Source organism: Kitasatospora sp. NPDC087861, from assembly GCF_044742585.1.
Classification (GTDB): Bacteria; Actinomycetota; Actinomycetes; order Streptomycetales; family Streptomycetaceae; genus Kitasatospora.
In genome coordinates, this window is the sequence record NZ_JBIUUS010000010.1 from 102,317 (window position 1) to 120,508 (window position 18,192).

Annotated in this window: 16 protein-coding genes, 1 tRNA gene and 1 pseudogene; 9 read left to right on the top strand and 9 right to left on the bottom strand. The window is 71.9% G+C overall.

Translation table 11 applies throughout. From position 1 onward, the window contains the following. Positions 1–42: 42 nt before the first annotated feature. Positions 43–492, bottom strand: coding sequence for a type II toxin-antitoxin system PemK/MazF family toxin (locus tag ACIOJE_RS16585; RefSeq protein ID WP_400776877.1), 450 nt, complete (start codon positions 490–492; stop codon positions 43–45). 183 nt (positions 493–675) lie between these two features. On the opposite strand from ACIOJE_RS16585, the gene ACIOJE_RS16590 reads away from it, so the two are divergent. The 3 genes from ACIOJE_RS16590 to ACIOJE_RS16600 all read left to right on the top strand — a co-directional run bounded on the left by ACIOJE_RS16590 (position 676) and on the right by ACIOJE_RS16600 (position 3,378). After that, positions 676–867: a MerR family transcriptional regulator gene (locus tag ACIOJE_RS16590; RefSeq protein ID WP_280680028.1), complete on the top strand. Its 192-nt coding sequence runs from the start codon at positions 676–678 to the stop codon at positions 865–867. A gap of 197 nt (positions 868–1,064) precedes the next feature. Beyond that, positions 1,065–1,811 carry an MBL fold metallo-hydrolase gene (locus ACIOJE_RS16595; protein WP_280680026.1) on the top strand — a complete coding sequence of 249 codons (747 nt, stop codon included), beginning with the start codon at positions 1,065–1,067 and terminating at the stop codon, positions 1,809–1,811. Positions 1,812–2,037: 226 nt separating this feature from the next. Next, positions 2,038–3,378 (top strand): hypothetical protein, encoded by a 1,341-nt coding sequence (locus ACIOJE_RS16600; RefSeq protein WP_400776879.1) that lies wholly within the window; start codon positions 2,038–2,040, stop codon positions 3,376–3,378. 52 nt (positions 3,379–3,430) lie between these two features. Here ACIOJE_RS16600 and ACIOJE_RS16605 read toward each other — a convergent pair whose 3' ends face one another. The 5 genes from ACIOJE_RS16605 to ACIOJE_RS16625 all read right to left on the bottom strand — a co-directional run bounded on the left by ACIOJE_RS16605 (position 3,431) and on the right by ACIOJE_RS16625 (position 10,460). Continuing rightward, positions 3,431–3,979, bottom strand: a complete 549-nt coding sequence (locus ACIOJE_RS16605) for an aminotransferase class IV (RefSeq protein ID WP_400776880.1) — start codon at positions 3,977–3,979, stop codon at positions 3,431–3,433. A gap of 326 nt (positions 3,980–4,305) precedes the next feature. After that, the gene (locus ACIOJE_RS16610; RefSeq protein ID WP_400776882.1) at positions 4,306–5,592 is read right to left on the bottom strand and encodes an NtaA/DmoA family FMN-dependent monooxygenase; all 1,287 of its coding nucleotides are present in this window, start codon (positions 5,590–5,592) and stop codon (positions 4,306–4,308) included. Beyond that, complete coding sequence (locus ACIOJE_RS16615) at positions 5,589–6,641, bottom strand: LLM class flavin-dependent oxidoreductase (protein ID WP_400776884.1); 1,053 nt, start codon at positions 6,639–6,641, stop codon at positions 5,589–5,591. Before ACIOJE_RS16615 ends, ACIOJE_RS16610 begins: the two co-directional genes overlap by 4 nt. 454 nt (positions 6,642–7,095) lie before the next feature. Further along, positions 7,096–8,373, bottom strand: a complete 1,278-nt coding sequence (locus ACIOJE_RS16620; RefSeq protein WP_280680016.1) for a PTS transporter subunit EIIC — start codon at positions 8,371–8,373, stop codon at positions 7,096–7,098. 785 nt (positions 8,374–9,158) lie between these two features. Continuing rightward, on the bottom strand, positions 9,159–10,460 hold the full coding sequence (locus ACIOJE_RS16625; protein WP_400776885.1) for a PTS transporter subunit EIIC: 1,302 nt from the start codon (positions 10,458–10,460) through the stop codon (positions 9,159–9,161). A 387-nt stretch (positions 10,461–10,847) separates the two neighbouring features. Here ACIOJE_RS16625 and ACIOJE_RS16630 point away from each other — a divergent pair. From ACIOJE_RS16630 to rdgB, 4 genes and pseudogenes are all read left to right on the top strand, one after another. Continuing rightward, positions 10,848–11,096, top strand: a pseudogene (locus ACIOJE_RS16630) (glucose PTS transporter subunit EIIB); the annotation flags it as partial. Between the two features lie 126 nt (positions 11,097–11,222). Continuing rightward, the gene (gene rph, locus ACIOJE_RS16635) at positions 11,223–11,948 is read left to right on the top strand and encodes a ribonuclease PH (RefSeq protein ID WP_280680012.1); all 726 of its coding nucleotides are present in this window, start codon (positions 11,223–11,225) and stop codon (positions 11,946–11,948) included. Positions 11,949–12,108: 160 nt separating this feature from the next. Further along, positions 12,109–12,498: a hypothetical protein gene (locus tag ACIOJE_RS16640; RefSeq protein ID WP_280680010.1), complete on the top strand. Its 390-nt coding sequence runs from the start codon at positions 12,109–12,111 to the stop codon at positions 12,496–12,498. A 31-nt stretch (positions 12,499–12,529) separates the two neighbouring features. Continuing rightward, positions 12,530–13,135 (top strand): RdgB/HAM1 family non-canonical purine NTP pyrophosphatase, encoded by a 606-nt coding sequence (rdgB, locus tag ACIOJE_RS16645; protein WP_400674371.1) that lies wholly within the window; start codon positions 12,530–12,532, stop codon positions 13,133–13,135. A 66-nt stretch (positions 13,136–13,201) separates the two neighbouring features. Here rdgB and ACIOJE_RS16650 read toward each other — a convergent pair. Next, positions 13,202–13,276, bottom strand: a tRNA-Leu gene (locus ACIOJE_RS16650). A gap of 64 nt (positions 13,277–13,340) precedes the next feature. Beyond that, the gene (locus ACIOJE_RS16655; protein ID WP_400776888.1) at positions 13,341–14,201 is read right to left on the bottom strand and encodes an HNH endonuclease; all 861 of its coding nucleotides are present in this window, start codon (positions 14,199–14,201) and stop codon (positions 13,341–13,343) included. A 266-nt stretch (positions 14,202–14,467) separates the two neighbouring features. Here ACIOJE_RS16655 and ACIOJE_RS16660 point away from each other — a divergent pair, with 266 nt between their 5' ends. Continuing rightward, positions 14,468–16,945: a chitinase C-terminal domain-containing protein gene (locus tag ACIOJE_RS16660; protein ID WP_400776890.1), complete on the top strand. Its 2,478-nt coding sequence runs from the start codon at positions 14,468–14,470 to the stop codon at positions 16,943–16,945. 92 nt (positions 16,946–17,037) lie between these two features. Here the strand turns inward: ACIOJE_RS16660 and bcp are convergent, their stop codons facing one another. Then, complete coding sequence (bcp, locus tag ACIOJE_RS16665; RefSeq protein WP_400776892.1) at positions 17,038–17,514, bottom strand: thioredoxin-dependent thiol peroxidase; 477 nt, start codon at positions 17,512–17,514, stop codon at positions 17,038–17,040. 150 nt (positions 17,515–17,664) lie between these two features. Here bcp and ACIOJE_RS16670 point away from each other — a divergent pair, with 150 nt between their 5' ends. Then, positions 17,665–18,006, top strand: a complete 342-nt coding sequence (locus ACIOJE_RS16670; protein ID WP_280680002.1) for a DUF3618 domain-containing protein — start codon at positions 17,665–17,667, stop codon at positions 18,004–18,006. The last annotated feature ends 186 nt before the right edge of the window (positions 18,007–18,192 follow it).

Here is an 18,192-nt window from a genome sequence, read left to right on the forward strand (position 1 = left end):
CTGGCCCGGCTCCAACCCGGCCCGGCTCCAACCCGCCCGGTGCTAACCGGCCTTGGCCGCACGCTGGGCGCGGGCCCAGATCTGCCCGTCCACCGCGCCGGCCCGGCGGCGGAACGCCGACAGCGGCACCTCACGCAGCTCGTCGGTCTCCAGCCAGCTGGTCCGGCCCTGGCGGTCGCCCACCGAACCGGGCGGCAGCGGCAGCACGCCCGGGCGGTCGGCGTGGTGCTTGCTGGTGATCTTCGCGACGGTGGCGGTGCGGCCGTGCACCCGCAGCACCAGGCACGGGCGGTCCTTCGCCCCCGGGCCGTCCTCGAACGGCACCTCCGCCCACCAGATCTCCTGCGGCGCCGGTGCCGGACGCCCCTTCGCCGGCCGCGGCCGCGGCGCGGACGGTGCCGGTGCCGGCCGGCCCCGCCGGACCAGCGCCGACACGACGAAGGCCAGCAGGACGACGCCCGCCGCCGCCAGGGCCACCCAGATGCCAGTCATGCCGCCGACCGTACCGGGCCCGCGAGGTCCCCCACCACCGTGACCACCGTGGCAGTTGGGCATTTGTCCGCACCCTGCTCCCAGTTCGTCACGGAATGACCACGAAGTCCGTTCCGCGACGGAGTGACCACCGGTGCCCGGAAAGGCTGCTCGCGAACGCCCCCACACCCCCGGAGGTCACCCGTGAGCCGCAGCACCGACCTGTGGTCCTACGCCGAGATCGCCCGCCACATCAACGTCCAGGCCGAGACCGTCCGCAACTACCGGCGGCACGGGCTACTGCCCGAGCCGGACGTCGTCGACGGCAGCGGTCACCCCCGCTGGTACCCCGGCACGATCAGGGCCTGGGCCCGCAACCGGCCCCGCCACCGCTGACCCGGCGGCACCCGAACCGACGCCCCGCCCCCGCCCCGGCGTTCTGGTGATTCCAGCCACAGCCCGGCACGGGGACGGGGGCAAAGTGCCGCTCCGCCCTTACTCTCGACACGCGAAGCAGTGCTACTGGCCGGTCGACCGGCCCGGCCTGCCGTTTTCCAGCAGCAGCCAGGACGTGTCGGGGCGGAGGGGCTCGGATGAAACTGACCGTGGTGGGGTGCTCGGGGAGCTTCCCGTCCGCCGACTCCCCCTGCTCCAGCTACCTCGTCGAGGCCGACGGCTACCGCGTCGTGCTCGACCTCGGCAACGGCGCCCTCGGCGCCCTGCAGAAGTACGTCAGCCTCTACGAGGTCGACGCCGTCCTGCTCAGCCACCTGCACGCCGACCACTGCATCGACATGTGCGCCTACTGGGTCGCCCGCAACTACCGCGCCGAGGGCTGCCCCGACCCGATGCCCGTCTACGGCCCGGACGGCACCGCCGAACGGCTCGCCCGCGCCTACGACATGCCGGAGAACCCGGGGATGAAGGAGGTCTTCGACTTCCACACCCTCACCCCCGGCGCCTTCGACCTCGGCCCGTTCCGGATCGAGGTCGCCCAGGTCAACCACCCCGTCGACGCCTTCGCCTTCCGGCTCGAACACGGCGGTCGCGCGCTGGTCTACTCCGGCGACACCGGTGAGAGCGCCGAACTCGTCGAACTCGCCCGCGACGCCGACCTGTTCCTCTGCGAGGCCGCCTACATCGACGGCCGGGACACCTACCAGGCCGTCCACCTCAACGGCCGGGAGGCCGGCGAGCACGCCGCCGCCGCCCGAGTCCGCCGGCTCGTCCTCACCCACATCCCGCCGTGGACCGACGCCGAACACAACCGCCGCGACGCCGCCGCCGTCTACGCCGGCCCCGTCGAGGTCGCCCGGGCCGGCGCGGTGTACCTGATCTGACCTGGTCGGCGGTCATTTCCGAGGTGCCGGGCGAGGTTCCGGAAAAGCTCTTGGCACCACCTGCAACCTTCCCGGCCCCCGCACGTCTATGTGAGTGAGCGGCGAGGGGAGCCGCTCGACCGGCCGGCCCGTCGGGCGCGGCCGCCATCACACCAGTCACCAGGCTTACTTCGTGCTGCCCGGCCTCGGCCTCGCCGACCCGGGAGGAAATCCAGGGGGGATTCCCATGCGACAGATCAACCGTGCCCTGCGCCAGGTCCGGGGCGTTGTTCCGGCCCTCGTCCTCACCGCCGGGCTCGTCGCCGGCGGTACCGTCACCGCAGCCCCGGCGTTCGCCGACGCCGGGCCGCTGAGCCTCACCGTCCACGCGCCGGCGATGATCGGCGCCGCGGGCGAGCCGGTCGAGTTCACCGAGACCATCGCCAACCCGGGGGACCAGGGCTTCGCCGTCGTACTGGAACTGGCGGTCGAGACCGGCATCGGGGCGCCGCAGCACGCGCTCAGCCTCGCGTACCGCAACGACTTCGCCGGCGGCAACTGGGAGGACCTGCCGCTGGAGCAGCGTACCGAGGAGGACCGGATCGTCTACACGGCCCAGGCCGGGAAGATCCTCGTCATGCCGGGCGGAGCGGACGTCCACCTGCGCCTCGGCGCGCCCATGGGCACGCCGCACGACGGTGCGAGCAACGGGGGCGTCGGCCCGGTCCTCACGCTCCGTTCGGAGGTCAAGGGATGGCGGCTGGACCACCCGGTCGACCCGCCGGTTCAGGACACCCATCGGATCGCGGTGGGCACGATCTCCAACGGCATCGCCGGAGTGCCGCGGATGGCCATCGCGGGCGGTGCGCCGATCGAGTTCGACGCGGTGCTGAAGAACCCGACCCCGTCGGCCTACGTCAACGTCGGCAACGTGCTCTTCACGGACAAGCGCGCCAAGCTGGAGATGCGCGGCGCCGACGGTGGCTGGACCGCGCTCACCCCGGTGTCCCCGGGAGCGGCGGACGAAGGAATAGTGGGCTTCCACCTGGGCGGCCGGGACTCCTCGGTCGGGCCCGACAGCACGACGACCAGGCGGGTACGGGTGAGCTACCCCGCCGACATGCCGGCGGGCATGACCCGGCTGAATCCCTGCGTCTTCGTCAACGAAGGGCTCGACCAGCCCTTCCGCGGCACCACCACGTGCTCGGACCCCGCGAACGTGCAGATCGCGGTGGACGCCGGACCGCAGGCCCCGGCCGGCACCGGTACCGCCGGCACCGACGCCGCCCCGGCCGGGCCGAAGGCGAAGAACCCGGCGCCCGCCCACGCGCCGAAGCCGGCCGCCGACGTCACCACCGCCCCGGCGACCCCGCCCGCCCCCGCTGCGGCGCCGAGCGTGACGGCCACGCCGACCGCTGCCGCACCCGCCCCGTCCGGCACCGGGGCCGCGCCCGCTCCGGCCGACCGGCTGGCCGGCACGGGCGCGGACCGGGACCGCACCGGCGTCATCGCGGGCGCTTCCGCGATGCTGCTCGGCGCCGGCACCGCCACGTTCGCCCTGCTCCGGCGCCGCCGCCGCTCCGTCTGACGCCCGGCGACCACCGCCCGCTCCGCCCCGCCCGGGCGGAGCGGGCACCCGCTCAACCCACCGGGGTCAGCCGGTGCCGGTAGCGCGGGTCGGCGCCCGAGACCGCGGCCGCGTACGCCTCGCGCAGGCGGGTGGTGACCGGGCCGGGGGCCGTCGGCAGCTCGCGGTCGTCGAGCGAGCGGACCGGGACGACCCCGGCCGCCGCCCCGCAGACGAACAGCTCGTCCGCCGCGTACAGGTCCGAGCGCAGCAGGCCCTCCACCCGGACCGGCAGACCGAGGTCGCGGGCCAGCGTCAGCACGGTGTCCTGGGTGATGCCCTCCAGGGCTCCCGCGCTGGTCGGCGGCGTGCGCAGCACCCCGTCGCGGGCGGCGAACACGTTCTCCCCGGTGCACTCGCCCACCGAGCCGTAGCCCGGGAACGCGAAGTGCCGCAGATAGCGGGCCCGGTGGCTGTCGGCGCGCACCAGGTCCACCGTCGCCTTGGCCAAGTCGTCCGTGCCGTACGGGAGTTCCATCCGGATCACGCGGGTGCTGCGGTCCAGTCGGCGCAGGTGCTCGGACAGTCGGAACACCGCCGGACCGTCCGCGGTGGCGAACACCCGGGTGCCCTCCAGTACCCCCCGTGCCGTGGTGCAGGCCGTGCGTGAGGACGTGCACCCGGGCCTCGTGCCAGGGCACCAGGGCGCCGTCCAACCAGATCGTCGAAGCTTCGGGAGGAGCCATGCCGCCATCCTGCGGGCCGCCGCGCCGCAGGTAGCCCGCCGGGGACGACCGGAACCGGCCATGACCGGGAGCGGAAACGCCGTCCCGAGCCATGGACTCCGTGCGGAGCCGTCTCGCCGATCGGAAGCCCCCGACCGGGCACCGCCGCTCACAATTCCCGCCGCGCGCGAGTTGTGAGACAAGCTCTGGGCGCCGGCTGGTGTCAGCGCCGGCCGGGGAGCGGGAGGCCGAGGTGCTCGCGCAGGGTCGTCCCGCTGTAGTCGGTGCGGAACACCCCGCGTTCCTGGAGCAGCGGCACCACGCGGTCGACGAAGGTGTCGAGGCCGCCCGGGGTCAGGTGGGGGACGAGGATGAAGCCGTCCGCCGCGTCGTTCTGCACGAAGAAGTCGATCTGCTCGGCGACCGTCGCGGGGGAGCCGATGAAGGACTGTCGGCCGGTCACCTCGATGACCAGCTCACGGCTGGTGAGCTTCTTCTCGGTCGCCAGTGTCCGCCACCTGGCGGCGATGGCCAGCGGGTCGCCGATCCGGACCCGGCCCTGGGCCAGGGCGCTGCCGGGGTCGGGGTCGACGGCGGGCAGCGGGCCGTCCGGGTCGTGGTCGGACAGATCGATGCCCCAGACCTGTTCCAGGAAGGCGATCGCGGTCGGCGCCCCGACCTGGGCCCGGCGGGTCTCGGCGGCGAGTTCGGCGGCCTCGGCGTCGGTGTCGCCGAGGGTGAAGGTGACGCCGGGCATGATCTTCAGCTCGTCCGGCTTGCGGCCGTACGCGGCGAGCCGGCGTTTGACGTCCGCGTGGAAGGCCTGGCCGTCGGCGAGGGTGGAGTGCCGGCTGAAGACGACGTCGGCGGTCGCGGCGGCGAACTCCCGGCCCTCGTCGGAGTCCCCGGCCTGGATGACCACCGGGTGGCCCTGGGGCGGGCGGGGCAGCGAGAGCCGGCCCTCGACGTCGAACTGCGGGCCCTGGTGCCGGACGGTCTCCTCGTCGCCGTCCCAGAACTCCCGTGCCAACTGGACGAATTCGGCGGCCCGGGTGTAGCGGTCGGCGCGGTCGAGGTAGCCGCCGCGGCGGAAGTTCTCCCCGGTGAAGGCGTCCGAGGAGGTGACCACGTTCCAGGCCGCGCGTCCGCCGGAGAGGTGGTCCAACGAGGCGAAGCGGCGGGCCAGTTCGTACGGCTCGTTGAAGGTGGCGTTGACGGTGGCGGCCAGCCCGAGGCGGGTGGTGACGGCGGCCAGCGCGTTCAGCACGGTGATCGACTCGGGGCGGCCGACCACGTCCAGGTCGTGGATGCGGCCCTTGTTCTCGCGCAGCCGCAGGCCCTCGGCGAGGAAGAAGAAGTCGAACTTCCCGCGCTCGGCGGTTTCGGCGAGGTGGCGGAAGGAGTCGAACTCGATGTGGCTGCCGGAGGCCGGGTCGCTCCACACCGTGGTGTTGTTGACGCCCGGGAAGTGCGCGGCGAGGTGGATCTGCTTGAGCGGGCGGTCCGTCATCGGGTCACCTCGGCGAGAGCGGCGGGGCCGGCGGAGTCGGTGGCGGCGGCAGGGCCGGCGGCGTAGCGGCTGGCCGGGCGGGCCAGGCCGAGGTGGTCGCGCAGGGTGCGGCCGGCGTACCCGGCGCGGAACAGCCCCCTGGCACGCAGGATCGGGACGACCCGCTCGGCGAGTGCGGCCAGGTCGCGTCCCGGGTCGGCGGGGACGAGGTGGAAGCCGTCGACCCCGGCGCCGGTGGCGGCGAGCTCGGCGAGCAGGCGCTCGACGGCGGCGGCGTCGGGCAGGGCGGCCTCGGTCCGGGCGAGGATGCGCAGGTGCTCCCCGGCGCGCAGCCGCAGTTCGGTGGCGGCGGTCAGCCGGGCGGTGTGGTCGGGGGCGTCGAGCAGCACGACGTCCGCGTACCGGATCGCCGTCGAGACCCGGGCCCGCCCGCCGGGGGAGGCGTCCGGGGCGAGGTCGGCGGCGGTCACCGGCACCGAGACGACCGGGCGGCCCTGCGGCGGGCGCGGGGTGATGGACGGGCCGCGGACGGAGAAGTGCGCGCCCTCGAAGTCGATGTAGTGCAGCTTGTCGCGGTCGATGAACCGCCCGGTGGCGGCGTCGCGGATCTCCGCGTCGTCCTCCCAGCTGTCCCAGAGCCGGGCGGCGACCTCGGCGGCGTCGGCCGCCTCGGCCCAGAGCGCGTCGGCGGGGGCGGTCGGGCGGCGGCCGAAGGCCTTCGCCTCGGCCTCGGTCGCGGAGACGCCGACCAGCCAGCCGGCCCGGCCCCGGCTCACCCAGTCCAGGGTGTTGACCGAGATCGAGGTGTGGAACGGCTCGGTGTGGGTGGTGGTGACGGTGGGCACCAGCCCGACCCGCTCGGTCAGCGGGGCGATCCGGGCGAGGGTGGCGAGGGCGTCGGGGCGGCGCGGTTCGGGGGTGAAGGAGTCGTCGAGGGTGACGAAGTCGAGGGCGGCCCGTTCGGCGAGGCGGGCGAGGGCGGCGTAGTGCCCGGCGTCGACGTGGCCGGGGCTGTCCAGGGCGGCGGAGAGGTGCAGTGGGCGGGGCATGGAGGGGCCTGACTTTCCTCGTGCGGACGCGTGCGGGCGACGCCGGCGGACGCGCACAGGGGTGTGCGGGTGCGTGCGGCCGCGCGCGGGTGCGCGGTGACGGCCCGGAGGCGGGCGGGGCCCGCGCGGGCGGGAGGGGAGGAGCGGCGCCGGGCGGGACGTCAGCCGGGCGGCGGCGGGGGGAACGGTCGGTTCAGCCGCGACACGCCGCGGACCACACGCGACCGAAGTCGATGTGGCTGCGGGTCACCAGCGGGCACGAGGCGTTCACCGCTTCAGTTGACCAGTGCCCCCGCCGGTTCGTCAACCGCCGTTCCCGCCGCAACCGCTGTCCCCACCGACCTGGATCGGGACGCATGACGGCCCCGCCCCGGATCGGGATACGCGACGACCCCGCCCCGCCGCTGGGGGAGCAGCGGCGGGGCGGGGTCGTGGTGTGCGGACGGGCGGGGCCTCAGGCCTTGGTCACGTCCTCGATCTCGTCGTCGTCCTCGCGACCGGGGGTCTTGAGGTTGAACTTGGTGATCGCGAAGCGGAAGAGGAAGTAGTACAGCGCGGCGAAGACCAGGCCGATCGGGATGATCATCCACGGGTCGGTGGCCTTGCTCCAGGCCAGCGCGTAGTCGATCAGGCCGGCCGAGAAGGTGAAGCCGTCGTGCACGCCGAGCGCCCAGGTGACGGCCATCGAGACGGCGGTGAGCACCGCGTGGATGACGTACAGGGCCGGTGCGATGAAGACGAAGGCGAACTCGATCGGCTCGGTGACACCGGTGACGAAGGAGGTCAGGGCCAGCGACATCATCATGCCGAGGACGGCCTTGCGGCGGTGCGGCTTGGCGGCGTGGGCGATCGCCAGCGCGGCGGCGGGCAGCGCGAACATCATGATCGGGAAGAAGCCCGACATGAACTGGCCGGCGGTCGGGTCGCCGGCGAAGAAGCGCGGGATGTCGCCGTGCACGACCGTGCCGTCGGCCTTGGTGAAGTCACCGGTCTGGAACCAGGCGTAGGAGTTCACGAACTGGTGCATGCCGACCGGCAGCAGACCGCGGTTGACCAGGCCGAAGGCGCCCGCGCCGAGCGCGCCGGCACCGATCAGGGTGTCGTTCAGGCTCTTGATGGCGTCGCCGACCGGGCCCCAGGCCAGGGCGAACACCACGCCGACGGCGGTGCCGACGAAGGCCATCAGGATCGGCACCAGACGGCGGCCGTTGAAGAAGCCGAGCCAGTCGACCAGCTTGGTGCGGTGGTACTTCTGCCACAGCACGGCGGCCAGCAGACCGATCACGATGCCGCCGAGCACGCCCGGGTTCTGGTAGGTCGGGGCGACCCACTTGCCGTCGGCGATGTGGCCCTCGGTGATCGGGAACGCGGTCAGCACGTTCTTGTAGACCAGGAAGCCGACCAGGGCGGCGAGGGCGGTGGAGCCGTCCGCCTTCTTGGCGAAGCCGATCGCGATGCCCACCGCGAACAGCAGCGGGAGGTTGTCGAAGACCCCGCTGCCGGCGGTGTTGAACACCGCGGCGACCTTGTCCCAACCGAGGCCGTCCTTGCCGAACACGTCGTCCTGGCCGAGGCGCATCAGCAGACCGGCGGCGGGGAGCACGGCGATGGGCAGCTGGAGGCTGCGGCCGATCTTCTGCAGGCCCTGCAGGAGGTTCTGGCCGAACTTCTTGGCGGGGCTTGGCGTGGCCGGAGCCGTGGCGGGCGCCGGTGCCTGCGCTGACTGACTCATGGGGTGGGCTTCCTAACGGCATGGCGGTCGGGGGAGGGGCACAGGGGGCCGAACCGCGAACTGGTCTACACCACGTGTGGTGTAGACCAGTTTTGTAGCACGGGTGGAGAAGGGGGGGAACCCCGGAAAGGGCCACCGCCGGGAAGTGCTATGAAATCGAAACCTAGGTGCGGAACGGCGATCATGATTACCGCCGTGATTGGGATTTTGGCTATTTGCGCAACAAAAGGCCCGGCCCCGCCCGAGGCCGCGGGACCGGGCTCCGGGGCGGGCTCCGGGGCGGGGTCCGGAGGTGGGCGAACGGGCGGGGTGCGGGGTCCTCGGCCGGGCGGAGTCGGGTCGGACGGCGGGGGCGACCGCCGTCGCCCCCGGGGCGACCTCGCGGCGCTCGGGGCGGACGGCGCGAGCGATCGGAGCGGTGGCGGCCGACGGGGCCGAACGTCGCGATCGGGGTGGGCGCGGACCGGAAAACGGACCGGAACCTGGAAGAAGGCATTCGGGAACCGGTGCGGGGCGGTCGGGAGCGGCGGTGTCGTAAAACCCCCGGTGATGCCACGCCCCCACCCCGGTGCCACCCGGCCCCGCCCCCTCCGGAGCCGCCCGGGCCGGGCGGCTCCGGCGCCGATGACCCCTCCCGGCCCGGTGGGCGGCCCGGCCCGGGAATGCGCGCGGTCGATATCGGAATTGTTTTCAGGTCGGGCCGTTGGTCCTTTCCGGAAATGCCGAAGGCCCCCGGGCCGACGGGTCCGGAGGCCATTGCGGGTGATCCCGGATGACGCTCGGTTTCAGATCTTGGTGACGTCCTCGACCTCGCTCTCGTCCTCCCGCCCCGGTGTTTTCAGGTCGAATTTGATGATGATGAACCGGAAGAGCGCGTAGTACACCACGGCGAAGCAGAGCCCGATGGGGATGATCAGCCACGGCTTGGTGGCCAGCCCCCAGTTGATCACGTAGTCGATCAGGCCGGCCGAGAAGCTGAAGCCGTCGTGCACCCCGAGCCCCCAGGTCACCGCCATCGAGACGCCCGTCAGCACCGCGTGCACGCCGTACAGGGCCGGGGCGATGTAGGCGAAGGAGTACTCCAGCGGTTCGGTGACGCCCGTCACGAAGGAGGTCAGGCCGACCGAGAGCATCAGGCCGTAGATCTCCTTGCGGCGGTGCGGCTTCGCCGCGTGCGCGATCGCCAGACCGGCGGCCGGCAGCGCGAACATCATGATCGGGAAGAATCCGGACTGGAACTGGCCGGCCGTCGGGTCGCCCGCCAGGAAGCGCGGGATGTCGCCGTGCACGATGGTGCCGTCCGGCTTGATGAACTCGCCGAACTGGAACCAGACGAAGGTGTTCAGCAGCTGGTGCATGCCGATCAGCAGCAGTGCGCGGTTGAACAGGCCGAAGATGCCGGCGCCGCCCGCGCCCAGGTCGGCCAGGGTCTGGCTGAAGTCGTTGAGCCCGCGGCCGATCGGCGGCCAGACCCCGAGTGCGACGCAGGCGACGGCCAGGCCCACCACGGCGGTGATCATCGGCACCAGGCGGCGGCCGTTGAAGAAGCCCAGCCAGTCGACCAGCTTGGTGCGGTGGAACCGGACCCAGAGCCAGGCCGACAGCAGTCCGATGACGATGCCGCCCAGCACGCCCGGGTTCTGGTACGTCGCGGCCGCCGCCTTGGCCGAGCCGTAGTCCACGCACTGGCCGGTCCACGCGTCCTGGACCAGGACCGTCCCGGCCTTGCAGCTCTCGGGGAAGGCGTGCAGGACCTTGTAGTACACCAGGAAGCCCACTACGGCGGCCAGCGCCGTCGAACCGTCCGCCTTCTTCGCCATGCCGATCGCGACGCCGACGCAGAACAGCATCGGCAGGCCGAACGAGGAGTCGAGCAGCGCGCCGCCCGCCGAGGCGAAGACCTTCGCGACGTCGGTCCAGCCGAGGCCGTCCTTGCCGAAGACGTCGGGCTGGCCGAGCCGGTTGAGGATGCCGGCCGCGGGCAGCACCGCCACCGGCAGCTGGAGCGAGCGTCCCATCTTCTGGAGGCCGCCGTAGAAGGAGTGCCACCACACTTTCTGCGGGGCCGTGGCGCCTGCCGAACTCATCCGTCGCCCTCCGGGAGCGGTTGCCGGCCGGTGGCCCCTCGCGAGACCCTCGGGCAGGGCCCTGGAACACCCGGGGTCCTTTCCGCGTTCATCGGGGTACACATATATTGGTGTAGACCACTTTGGGACGCAGGCCGCACGCCGGGCGCGAACCCCGCTGATCGTCATCCTCTGGCGACGGTCGGGACCGTGCGCGCCGGACTGGGCCAAAAGTGGACTAACGTGGCAGATCGGACCGGAGCGGGTCATGCTTGTCGCGCTGCCCGGCAGCACGACCGCAGCTGAACCCGCGTCAGCACCGGCACCCGACCTCGCCGGCCACCGGCCGGCGGACACCCCAGCACAGCGCAGGACGGCACCCGGCAGAGCGGCCGGCGGGCCGAGACAGAGGGAGAAAATCAGATGGCCAGCAAGGCTGAGAAGATCGTCGCCGGTCTGGGCGGGATCGACAACATCGAAGAGGTCGAGGGCTGCATCACCCGCCTGCGCACCGAGGTCAAGGACGCCGCCCTGGTCGACGAGGCCGCCCTCAAGGCCGCCGGCGCCCACGGCGTCGTCAAGATGGGCACCGCGATCCAGGTCGTCATCGGCACCGACGCTGACCCGATCGCCGCCGACATCGAGGACATGATGTGAGCTGAGCCGCCGGGCTCACCCCACTCCACGGCCCGCCGCCCCACCGGGGAACGGCGGGCCGAGGCGTACCGCGACCGCCCGAGCCGCAGCCGGGACACCCACCCCGAGCGACTACGCTCAGTGCCTATGTCACGCATCGACGGCCGCACCCCCGACCAGCTCCGCCCCATCACCATCGAACGGGGCTGGAGCAAGCACGCCGAAGGATCCGTCCTCATCTCCTACGGCGACACCAAGGTGCTGTGCACCGCCAGCGTCACCGAGGGCGTCCCCCGCTGGCGCAAGGGCAGCGGCGAAGGCTGGGTCACCGCCGAGTACTCCATGCTCCCGCGCGCCACCAACACCCGCGGCGACCGCGAGGCCGTCAAGGGCCGCATCGGCGGCCGCACCCACGAGATCAGCCGGCTCATCGGCCGCTCGCTGCGCGCCGTCGTCGACCACCGCGCCCTCGCCGAGAACACCATCGTCCTCGACTGCGACGTCCTCCAGGCCGACGGCGGCACCCGCACCGCCGCCATCACCGGCGCCTACGTCGCCCTCGCCGACGCCGTCGCCTGGGCCCGCGACAAGAAGCTCCTGCGCGCCAAGGGCCAGCCCATCACCGGCGGCGTCAGCGCGGTCAGCGTCGGCATCATCGACGGCGCCCCGATGCTCGACCTCCAGTACGAGGAGGACGTCCGCGCCGAGACCGACATGAACATCGTCTGCACCTCCGACGGCCGCTTCGTCGAGGTCCAGGGCACCGCCGAAGGCGCCCCCTTCGACCGCGCCCTGCTCGACCGGCTGCTCGACCTCGGCACCCTCGGCTGCGCCGAGCTCGACGAGATCCAGCGCAAGGCCCTGGAGGGCTGAACCCGTTCGGCCCACGGTGCCGTGGAACCGGGTGTACGCGCTGCTGTACAGGCCGGGCCCCGAACCCGTACGGTTCCCGCAGCACCCCTGCTGCGGGAACCGCGCACCCCCCGGCGCGCGTCCCGTCCCACGGAACCCGCGCGCCCCACAGGAGGTCCGGATGCCGTCGAGCATCGCCCGTCCCGCCGCTCTCGCCGTGGCCGGCCTGATCGCGATCCTCCCACTCAGCATGGTCAGTTGCTCCGCGGCGCAGAAGGCGATCGACTGCGGGAACACGGCGGTCAAGATCACCGGCGACCTCGCCGACGTCACCAGCGCCTACGGCAACGCGAGCAACGACTCGGCGGCCGCCGGGAAGGCGCTGCAGAAGCTGAAGAACGACCTCGACCAGGTCGGCAGGAACTCCAAGAACACCGACGTCGCCAAGGCCGTCGCCGACCTGCAGAAGCAGGCCGACAAGGTCCAGCAGGCCGTCGACAAGAAGGAGGTCCCCGACCTCAAGCCGCTCGGCGACGCGGCCGGCAACCTCACCTCGGTCTGCACCGGCTGACGCCCGGACGGCTCCGGATAGGGTGGGCGATATGTCCACCCGATTGATCCTCGCCACCCGTAACCAGCACAAGGTCGCCGAACTCCGCGCCATCCTCGGCGAGGCCGGCCTGGACGTCGAACTCGTCGGCGCCGACGCCTACCCCGAGATCCCGGACGTCCCCGAGACCGGCGTCACCTTCGCCGAGAACGCCCTCCTCAAGGCCCACGCCCTCGCCCGCGCCACCGGCCTGCCCGCCGTCGCCGACGACTCCGGCCTCTGCGTCGACGTCCTCAACGGCGCCCCCGGCATCTTCTCCGCCCGCTGGGCCGGCAAGCACGGTGACGACCGCGCCAACCTCGACCTGCTGCTCGCCCAGCTCTCCGACATCGCCGACCCGCACCGCGGCGCCCACTTCTTCTGCGCCGCCGCCCTCGCCCTCCCCGACGGCACCGAGCGCGTCGTCGAGGGCCGTCTCCTCGGCACCCTGCGCACCGCCCCCTCCGGCGACGGCGGCTTCGGCTACGACCCGATCCTCCAGCCCCTCGGCGAGACCCGCACCTGCGCCGAACTCACCCCCGCCGAGAAGAACGCCATCAGCCACCGCGGCCACGCCTTCCGCGCCCTGGCCCCGGTGGTGAAGGACCTCCTGGGCTGAGGGACCGCAGGAGCGGCGATGGCCCGCTGCCCTTCGATTCGAAGGTCAGCGGGCCGTTTTGCCGAGTACGCCCGGTGGGACTCGAACCCACGACAATACGGACCTAAACCGTACCTCTCTAGCCAGCTGGAGTACGGGCGCATGCCCTGGCAAGCCTACCGGTTGGTGGCTCCGGGTGGGGCCACCTTTCCGGCTGGCCGTCCTCTCAGGCGGCGGTACTCCTGGTGGGTGCTTCGCGGTTCCTGTTCCGGCCGCAGTAGGTCGGCGTGATGGAGTGACAGTTGGGGCAGAGCAGCCGGAGGTTCTCCCGCCTGTTGTCCAGCCAGTCACCGTTGATGTGGTCGACCTCCAGGGTCATGGGCCGTCCGAGCCAGGTCGGGGGTGTGCTGCACAGCTCGCAGACGTCGGGATGTCCGATGTGGACGAGCATGGCGCGAAGCCGTTCGCCCGGGACACGTTGGCTGCCTGGCGAGCGTCGCACCAGTAGCTCCTCCGCAGTGCGTCGTGGCCCGGTCTTGAGCCCCTTGTTGTGGGCCCTTCCCGTGAAGTGGTTGGTGTCGAGTCGGTGGACGGCGATGGCCTCCCGCACCAGCGTTCGCGAGCTGCCACAGTCGGTCATGCCGAGGGCGAGGATCACGCCGCGGATGCTGCGGTGGGTGGCCACGGCCTGCGCCAAGGTGTCCCGGGGGACGGCTTCGGCCCGGTTGCGGCCGTCGCCCCTGAAGGTGAAGTGCGCGGTGTCGATGCCGAATTCGGCCAGGCGCCTCTTCAGGTACGAGTAGAGGCTGTCGTACGGGGTGACGCCCAGGTAGGTCATCATCCCGTTGATGCTGTCGCTGTTCGCCGCGGCCTCGGCGAGGATCTCGCGCGGGTACCGGCGGCGCCCGTAGTCGGGCCTGCCCTCGTTGAAGTGCGAGGTGTCGATCCCGTAGTGCCTGAGGCGCTTGCTGAGGTAGCTGTGCGTGCCGCCGGCCATCGGCACGCCGAGCTTGCGCATCATGTCGTTCACGCTGCTGGATTCGGCCGCGAGCGAGGCGAGCAGGTCGCGGGTGTACTTGATCGGCATGGGTGTTCCCCTTGGGGCAGTCGTTCGCCCCTCTCCCGGATGGGGCAACGATCGGCGGGGGATTCGGTGACGGGTGGCGGGGTTTCGGCCAGGGGGTGACTTGTTGTCGTCGGCGGGGTGACCGGCGGGGTTTTGGGTTTGATAGCCAATTGGTACAGACCTATTGACCTGTGTGGTTCAGACCACATAGCTTCGGCGCCAATTGCAATCCCCCACGTGCGTGCTCCCCCACAGGCACGCGCCGACACTCTCTCCCGGAGGACCGAGTGTTGATCCGAAGCACGGCGCCGCGGCGTCCCACCGCCGCCCACCGCCGCAAGAGCCCGGCCGCCCGGGCGGGCGTGGCCTCGCTGGCGGCGGCCGGCCTGGCCGGCCTGCTGCTGGCGACGCTGGGCGCGGCGCCCTCGCAGGCGTCCGCGACCGTCGACAACGGGGCCTGTCGCCCCGACGGCCTGTACCAGACGCCCGGGGTGGACGTCCCGTACTGCTCCGTCTACGACACCGGCGGCCGCGAGAAGATGGGCGCGGACCACCAGCGCCGCATCATCGGCTACTTCACCGGCTGGCGCACCGGCAAGAACGGCGACCAGCCCTACCTGGTGAACGACATCCCCTGGGACAAGGTCACCCATCTGAACTACGCGTTCGGCCACGTCGGCGGCGACAACAAGCTCTTGGTCGGCACCGACGGCCCGACCAACGAGGCCACCGGCATCTCCTTCCCGGGCGTGCCCGGCGCCGAGTTGGACCCGACGCTGCCCTACAAGGGCCACTTCAACCTGCTGACGAAGTTCAAGAAGCAGTACCCGAACGTCAAGACCCTGATCTCGGTGGGCGGTTGGACCGAGACCGGCGGCTACTTCGGGGACGACGGCAAGCGCGTCAACACCGGCGGCTTCTACTCGATGACCGTCAACCCGGACGGCAGCGTCAACCAGGCCGGCATCGACACCTTCGCGGCCTCGTCCGTCGACTTCATCCGCAAGTACGGTTTCAACGGCGTCGACATCGACTACGAGTACCCGACCTCGATGAAGGACGCCGGCAACCCGCTGGACTGGCAGCTCGCCAACTCCAAGCGCGGTTCGCTGGCGAAGGGTTACGCGGCGCTGATGAAGACGCTGCGCGAGAACCTGGACCGGGCCGGCGCCGCCGACGGCAGGCACTACCTGCTGTCGGTCGCGGCCCCGTCGTCCGGCTACCTGCTGCGCGGCATGGAGACCTTCCAGGTGGCGCAGTACCTGGACTACGTCAACATCATGTCGTACGACCTGCACGGCGCCTGGAACAAGTACGTCGGCCCGAACGCCTCGCTGTTCGACGACGGCAAGGACGGCGAGCTGGCGGCGGCCAACGTGTACGGCACCGGCCAGTACGGCGGCATCGGCTACCTGAACGCCGACTGGTCGTACCACTACTTCCGCGGCGCGATGCCGGGCGGCCGGATCAACGTCGGCCTGCCGTACTACACCCGCGGCTTCAAGAACGTCACCGGCGGCACCAACGGCCTCTGGGGCACGGCCGCGGCGACCGCCTGCCCGGTCGGCTCCGGCCTGACCTCCTGCGGTGACGGCGCGGTCGGCATCGACAACATCTGGAACGACAAGGACGACGCGGGCAAGGAGTCCCCGGCCGGGTCGAACCCGATGTGGCACGCGAAGAACCTGGAGAAGGGCATCCTGCCCGACTACCTGGCCAAGTACGGCGTGAGTGACACCGCGCTGCAGGGCACCTACGCCCGCAACTACAGCAGCGCCCTGGTGGCGCCGTGGCTGTGGAACGACGCCAAGAAGGTGTTCCTCTCCACCGAGGACGAGCAGTCGGTGGGCGCCAAGGCGGACTACATCGTCGACCAGGGCGCCGGCGGCGCGATGATCTGGGAGCTCGCGGGCGACTACACGTGGGACGCGGCCGCCAACGGCGGCAAGGGCGAGTACGTGCCGGGCTCGACGCTGACCTCGCTGATGTACGACAAGTTCAAGGCGGCCACGCCGTACGGCGCGACCCGTTCGACGATCACGTTGCCGCAGCAGACCCTGCCGATCGACGTGTCGTTCACCAACTTCGCGCTGGGCGACTCGAACTACCCGATCAACCCGAAGATCCACATCGTCAACAACTCGACGACGACCCTGCCGGGCGGCACCGAGTTCCAGTTCGACTACGGCAACTCGGCTCCGGGCAACGCCAAGGACCAGTCCGGCTTCGGCCTCCAGGTCATCCGGCAGGACAACCCCGGTCCGGGCAACGTGGGCGGTCTGAAGGGCACCTACAACCGGGTGTCGGTCAAGCTGCCGGGCTGGCAGTCGCTGGCGCCGGGCGCCTCGGTGGACCTGGACTTCGTCTACTACCTGCCGGTCTCGACCCCGTCGAACTGGACGGTCAACGTGAACGGGACGCTGTACGGGCTCAAGGGCGACCTGACCCGGGGCGCGGTGGACGGCGGCACACCGACCCCGACGCCGACCCCCACGCCTACCGCTACCGCGACGGCTTCTCCGACGGCCTCACCGACCGCGACCGCGACGGCCTCACCGACCGCCACGGCCACGGCCACCGCGACCGCCACCCCGACCTCGGGCGCCTGCACGGCCGCCCCGAGCTGGGACGCGGGCACCGCCTACGCGACCACCACCAAGGTGTCGTGGAAGGGCCACTACTACCAGAACAAGTGGTGGACCAAGGGCGACGACCCCGCGGCCAGCGGCGCGTGGGGTGTCTGGAGCGACCTCGGGGCGTGCTGACGCCGCCCTGAGGTGAGAGACGGCGGTGGCGGTGCACCCGGTCGGGGGGTGTGCCGCCACCGCTGCGTGGTCAGGGTCTCAGGGCCGGAGTCTCAGGCGGTCTCGACCTTGAGGTCGCGCAGCAGCTTGGCGACGTGCCCGGTGGCCTTGACGTTGTAGAGGGCGCGCTCGACCTTGCCCTGCTCGTCGACGATCACGGTGGAGCGGATCACGCCGACGTAGGTGCGGCCGTAGTTCTGCTTCTCCCCGAAGGCGCCGTAGGCCTCCAGCACCTTGTGGTCGGGGTCGGACACCAGGGTGACCTTGAGGTCCTCGGCCTCGCGGAACTTGCCGAGCTTCTCCGGCTTGTCCGGCGAGACGCCGATGACGTCGTAGCCGGCGCCCGCGAACACCTCCAGGTTGTCGGTGAAGTCGCAGGCCTGCTTGGTGCAGCCGGGCGTGAGCGCGGCCGGGTAGAAGTAGACGATGACCTTGCGGCCCAGGTGGTCGGCGAGGGACACCGGCTTGCCGTCGGCGTCGGGCAGGCTGAAGGCGGGCGCGGTGTCGCCGGGCTGGAGACGCTCACTCACGGGTTGACTCTCCTGGTGCGTGCGGGGCGGGCGGTCGTACCACGGCAAACTTACCCCCGATGGTGGGTGGGGCCGCGCGGCCGTGCTCGGCAGCTGACAGACTGGGTCAGTCGCACAGGACAACATCAGTAAGTGAATGGGGTGGCCCGAGTGGGCGAGGCGAGCACGAAGGACAAGTCGGCGCGGACGACCGCCCAGATCGAGGCGGACATCGCCCGGACCCGCACCCAGCTGGCGGACACCCTGGACGAGCTGGCCGTGCGCGTCCACCCGAGCACGATCAGCGCCCAGGTGAAGGCGAAGGCGGTGGCGGCCGTCGAGGAGAAGGCCGGCCGGGCGTACGTGGCGGCCAACGGCGTGGTGGAGAAGGTGCGGGCGCAGTTCGTGGACGAGAAGGGGCAGCCGCGCAGGGAGCGGATCGTCCCGGCCGCGCTGGTCGGCGTGGGCGTGGTGCTGCTGGTGGCCTCCGTCCGGAGGCGTCGCAAGGGCTGAGCGGGTGCGATGCGAGGGGCCGGGCGCGGGAGGCGCCCGGCCTTCGGTGTGCCCGGCGGCCCTCCGCACACCGGCCCAGCGTCACGCTCCGCGCCCGGGGGCGGTACCTTCGGGATCGTGAGTACGAACGACGAACCGACCCCGCAGCCCGCCTCCGCCGCACCCGAGTACGAGGCGTCGCGGCAC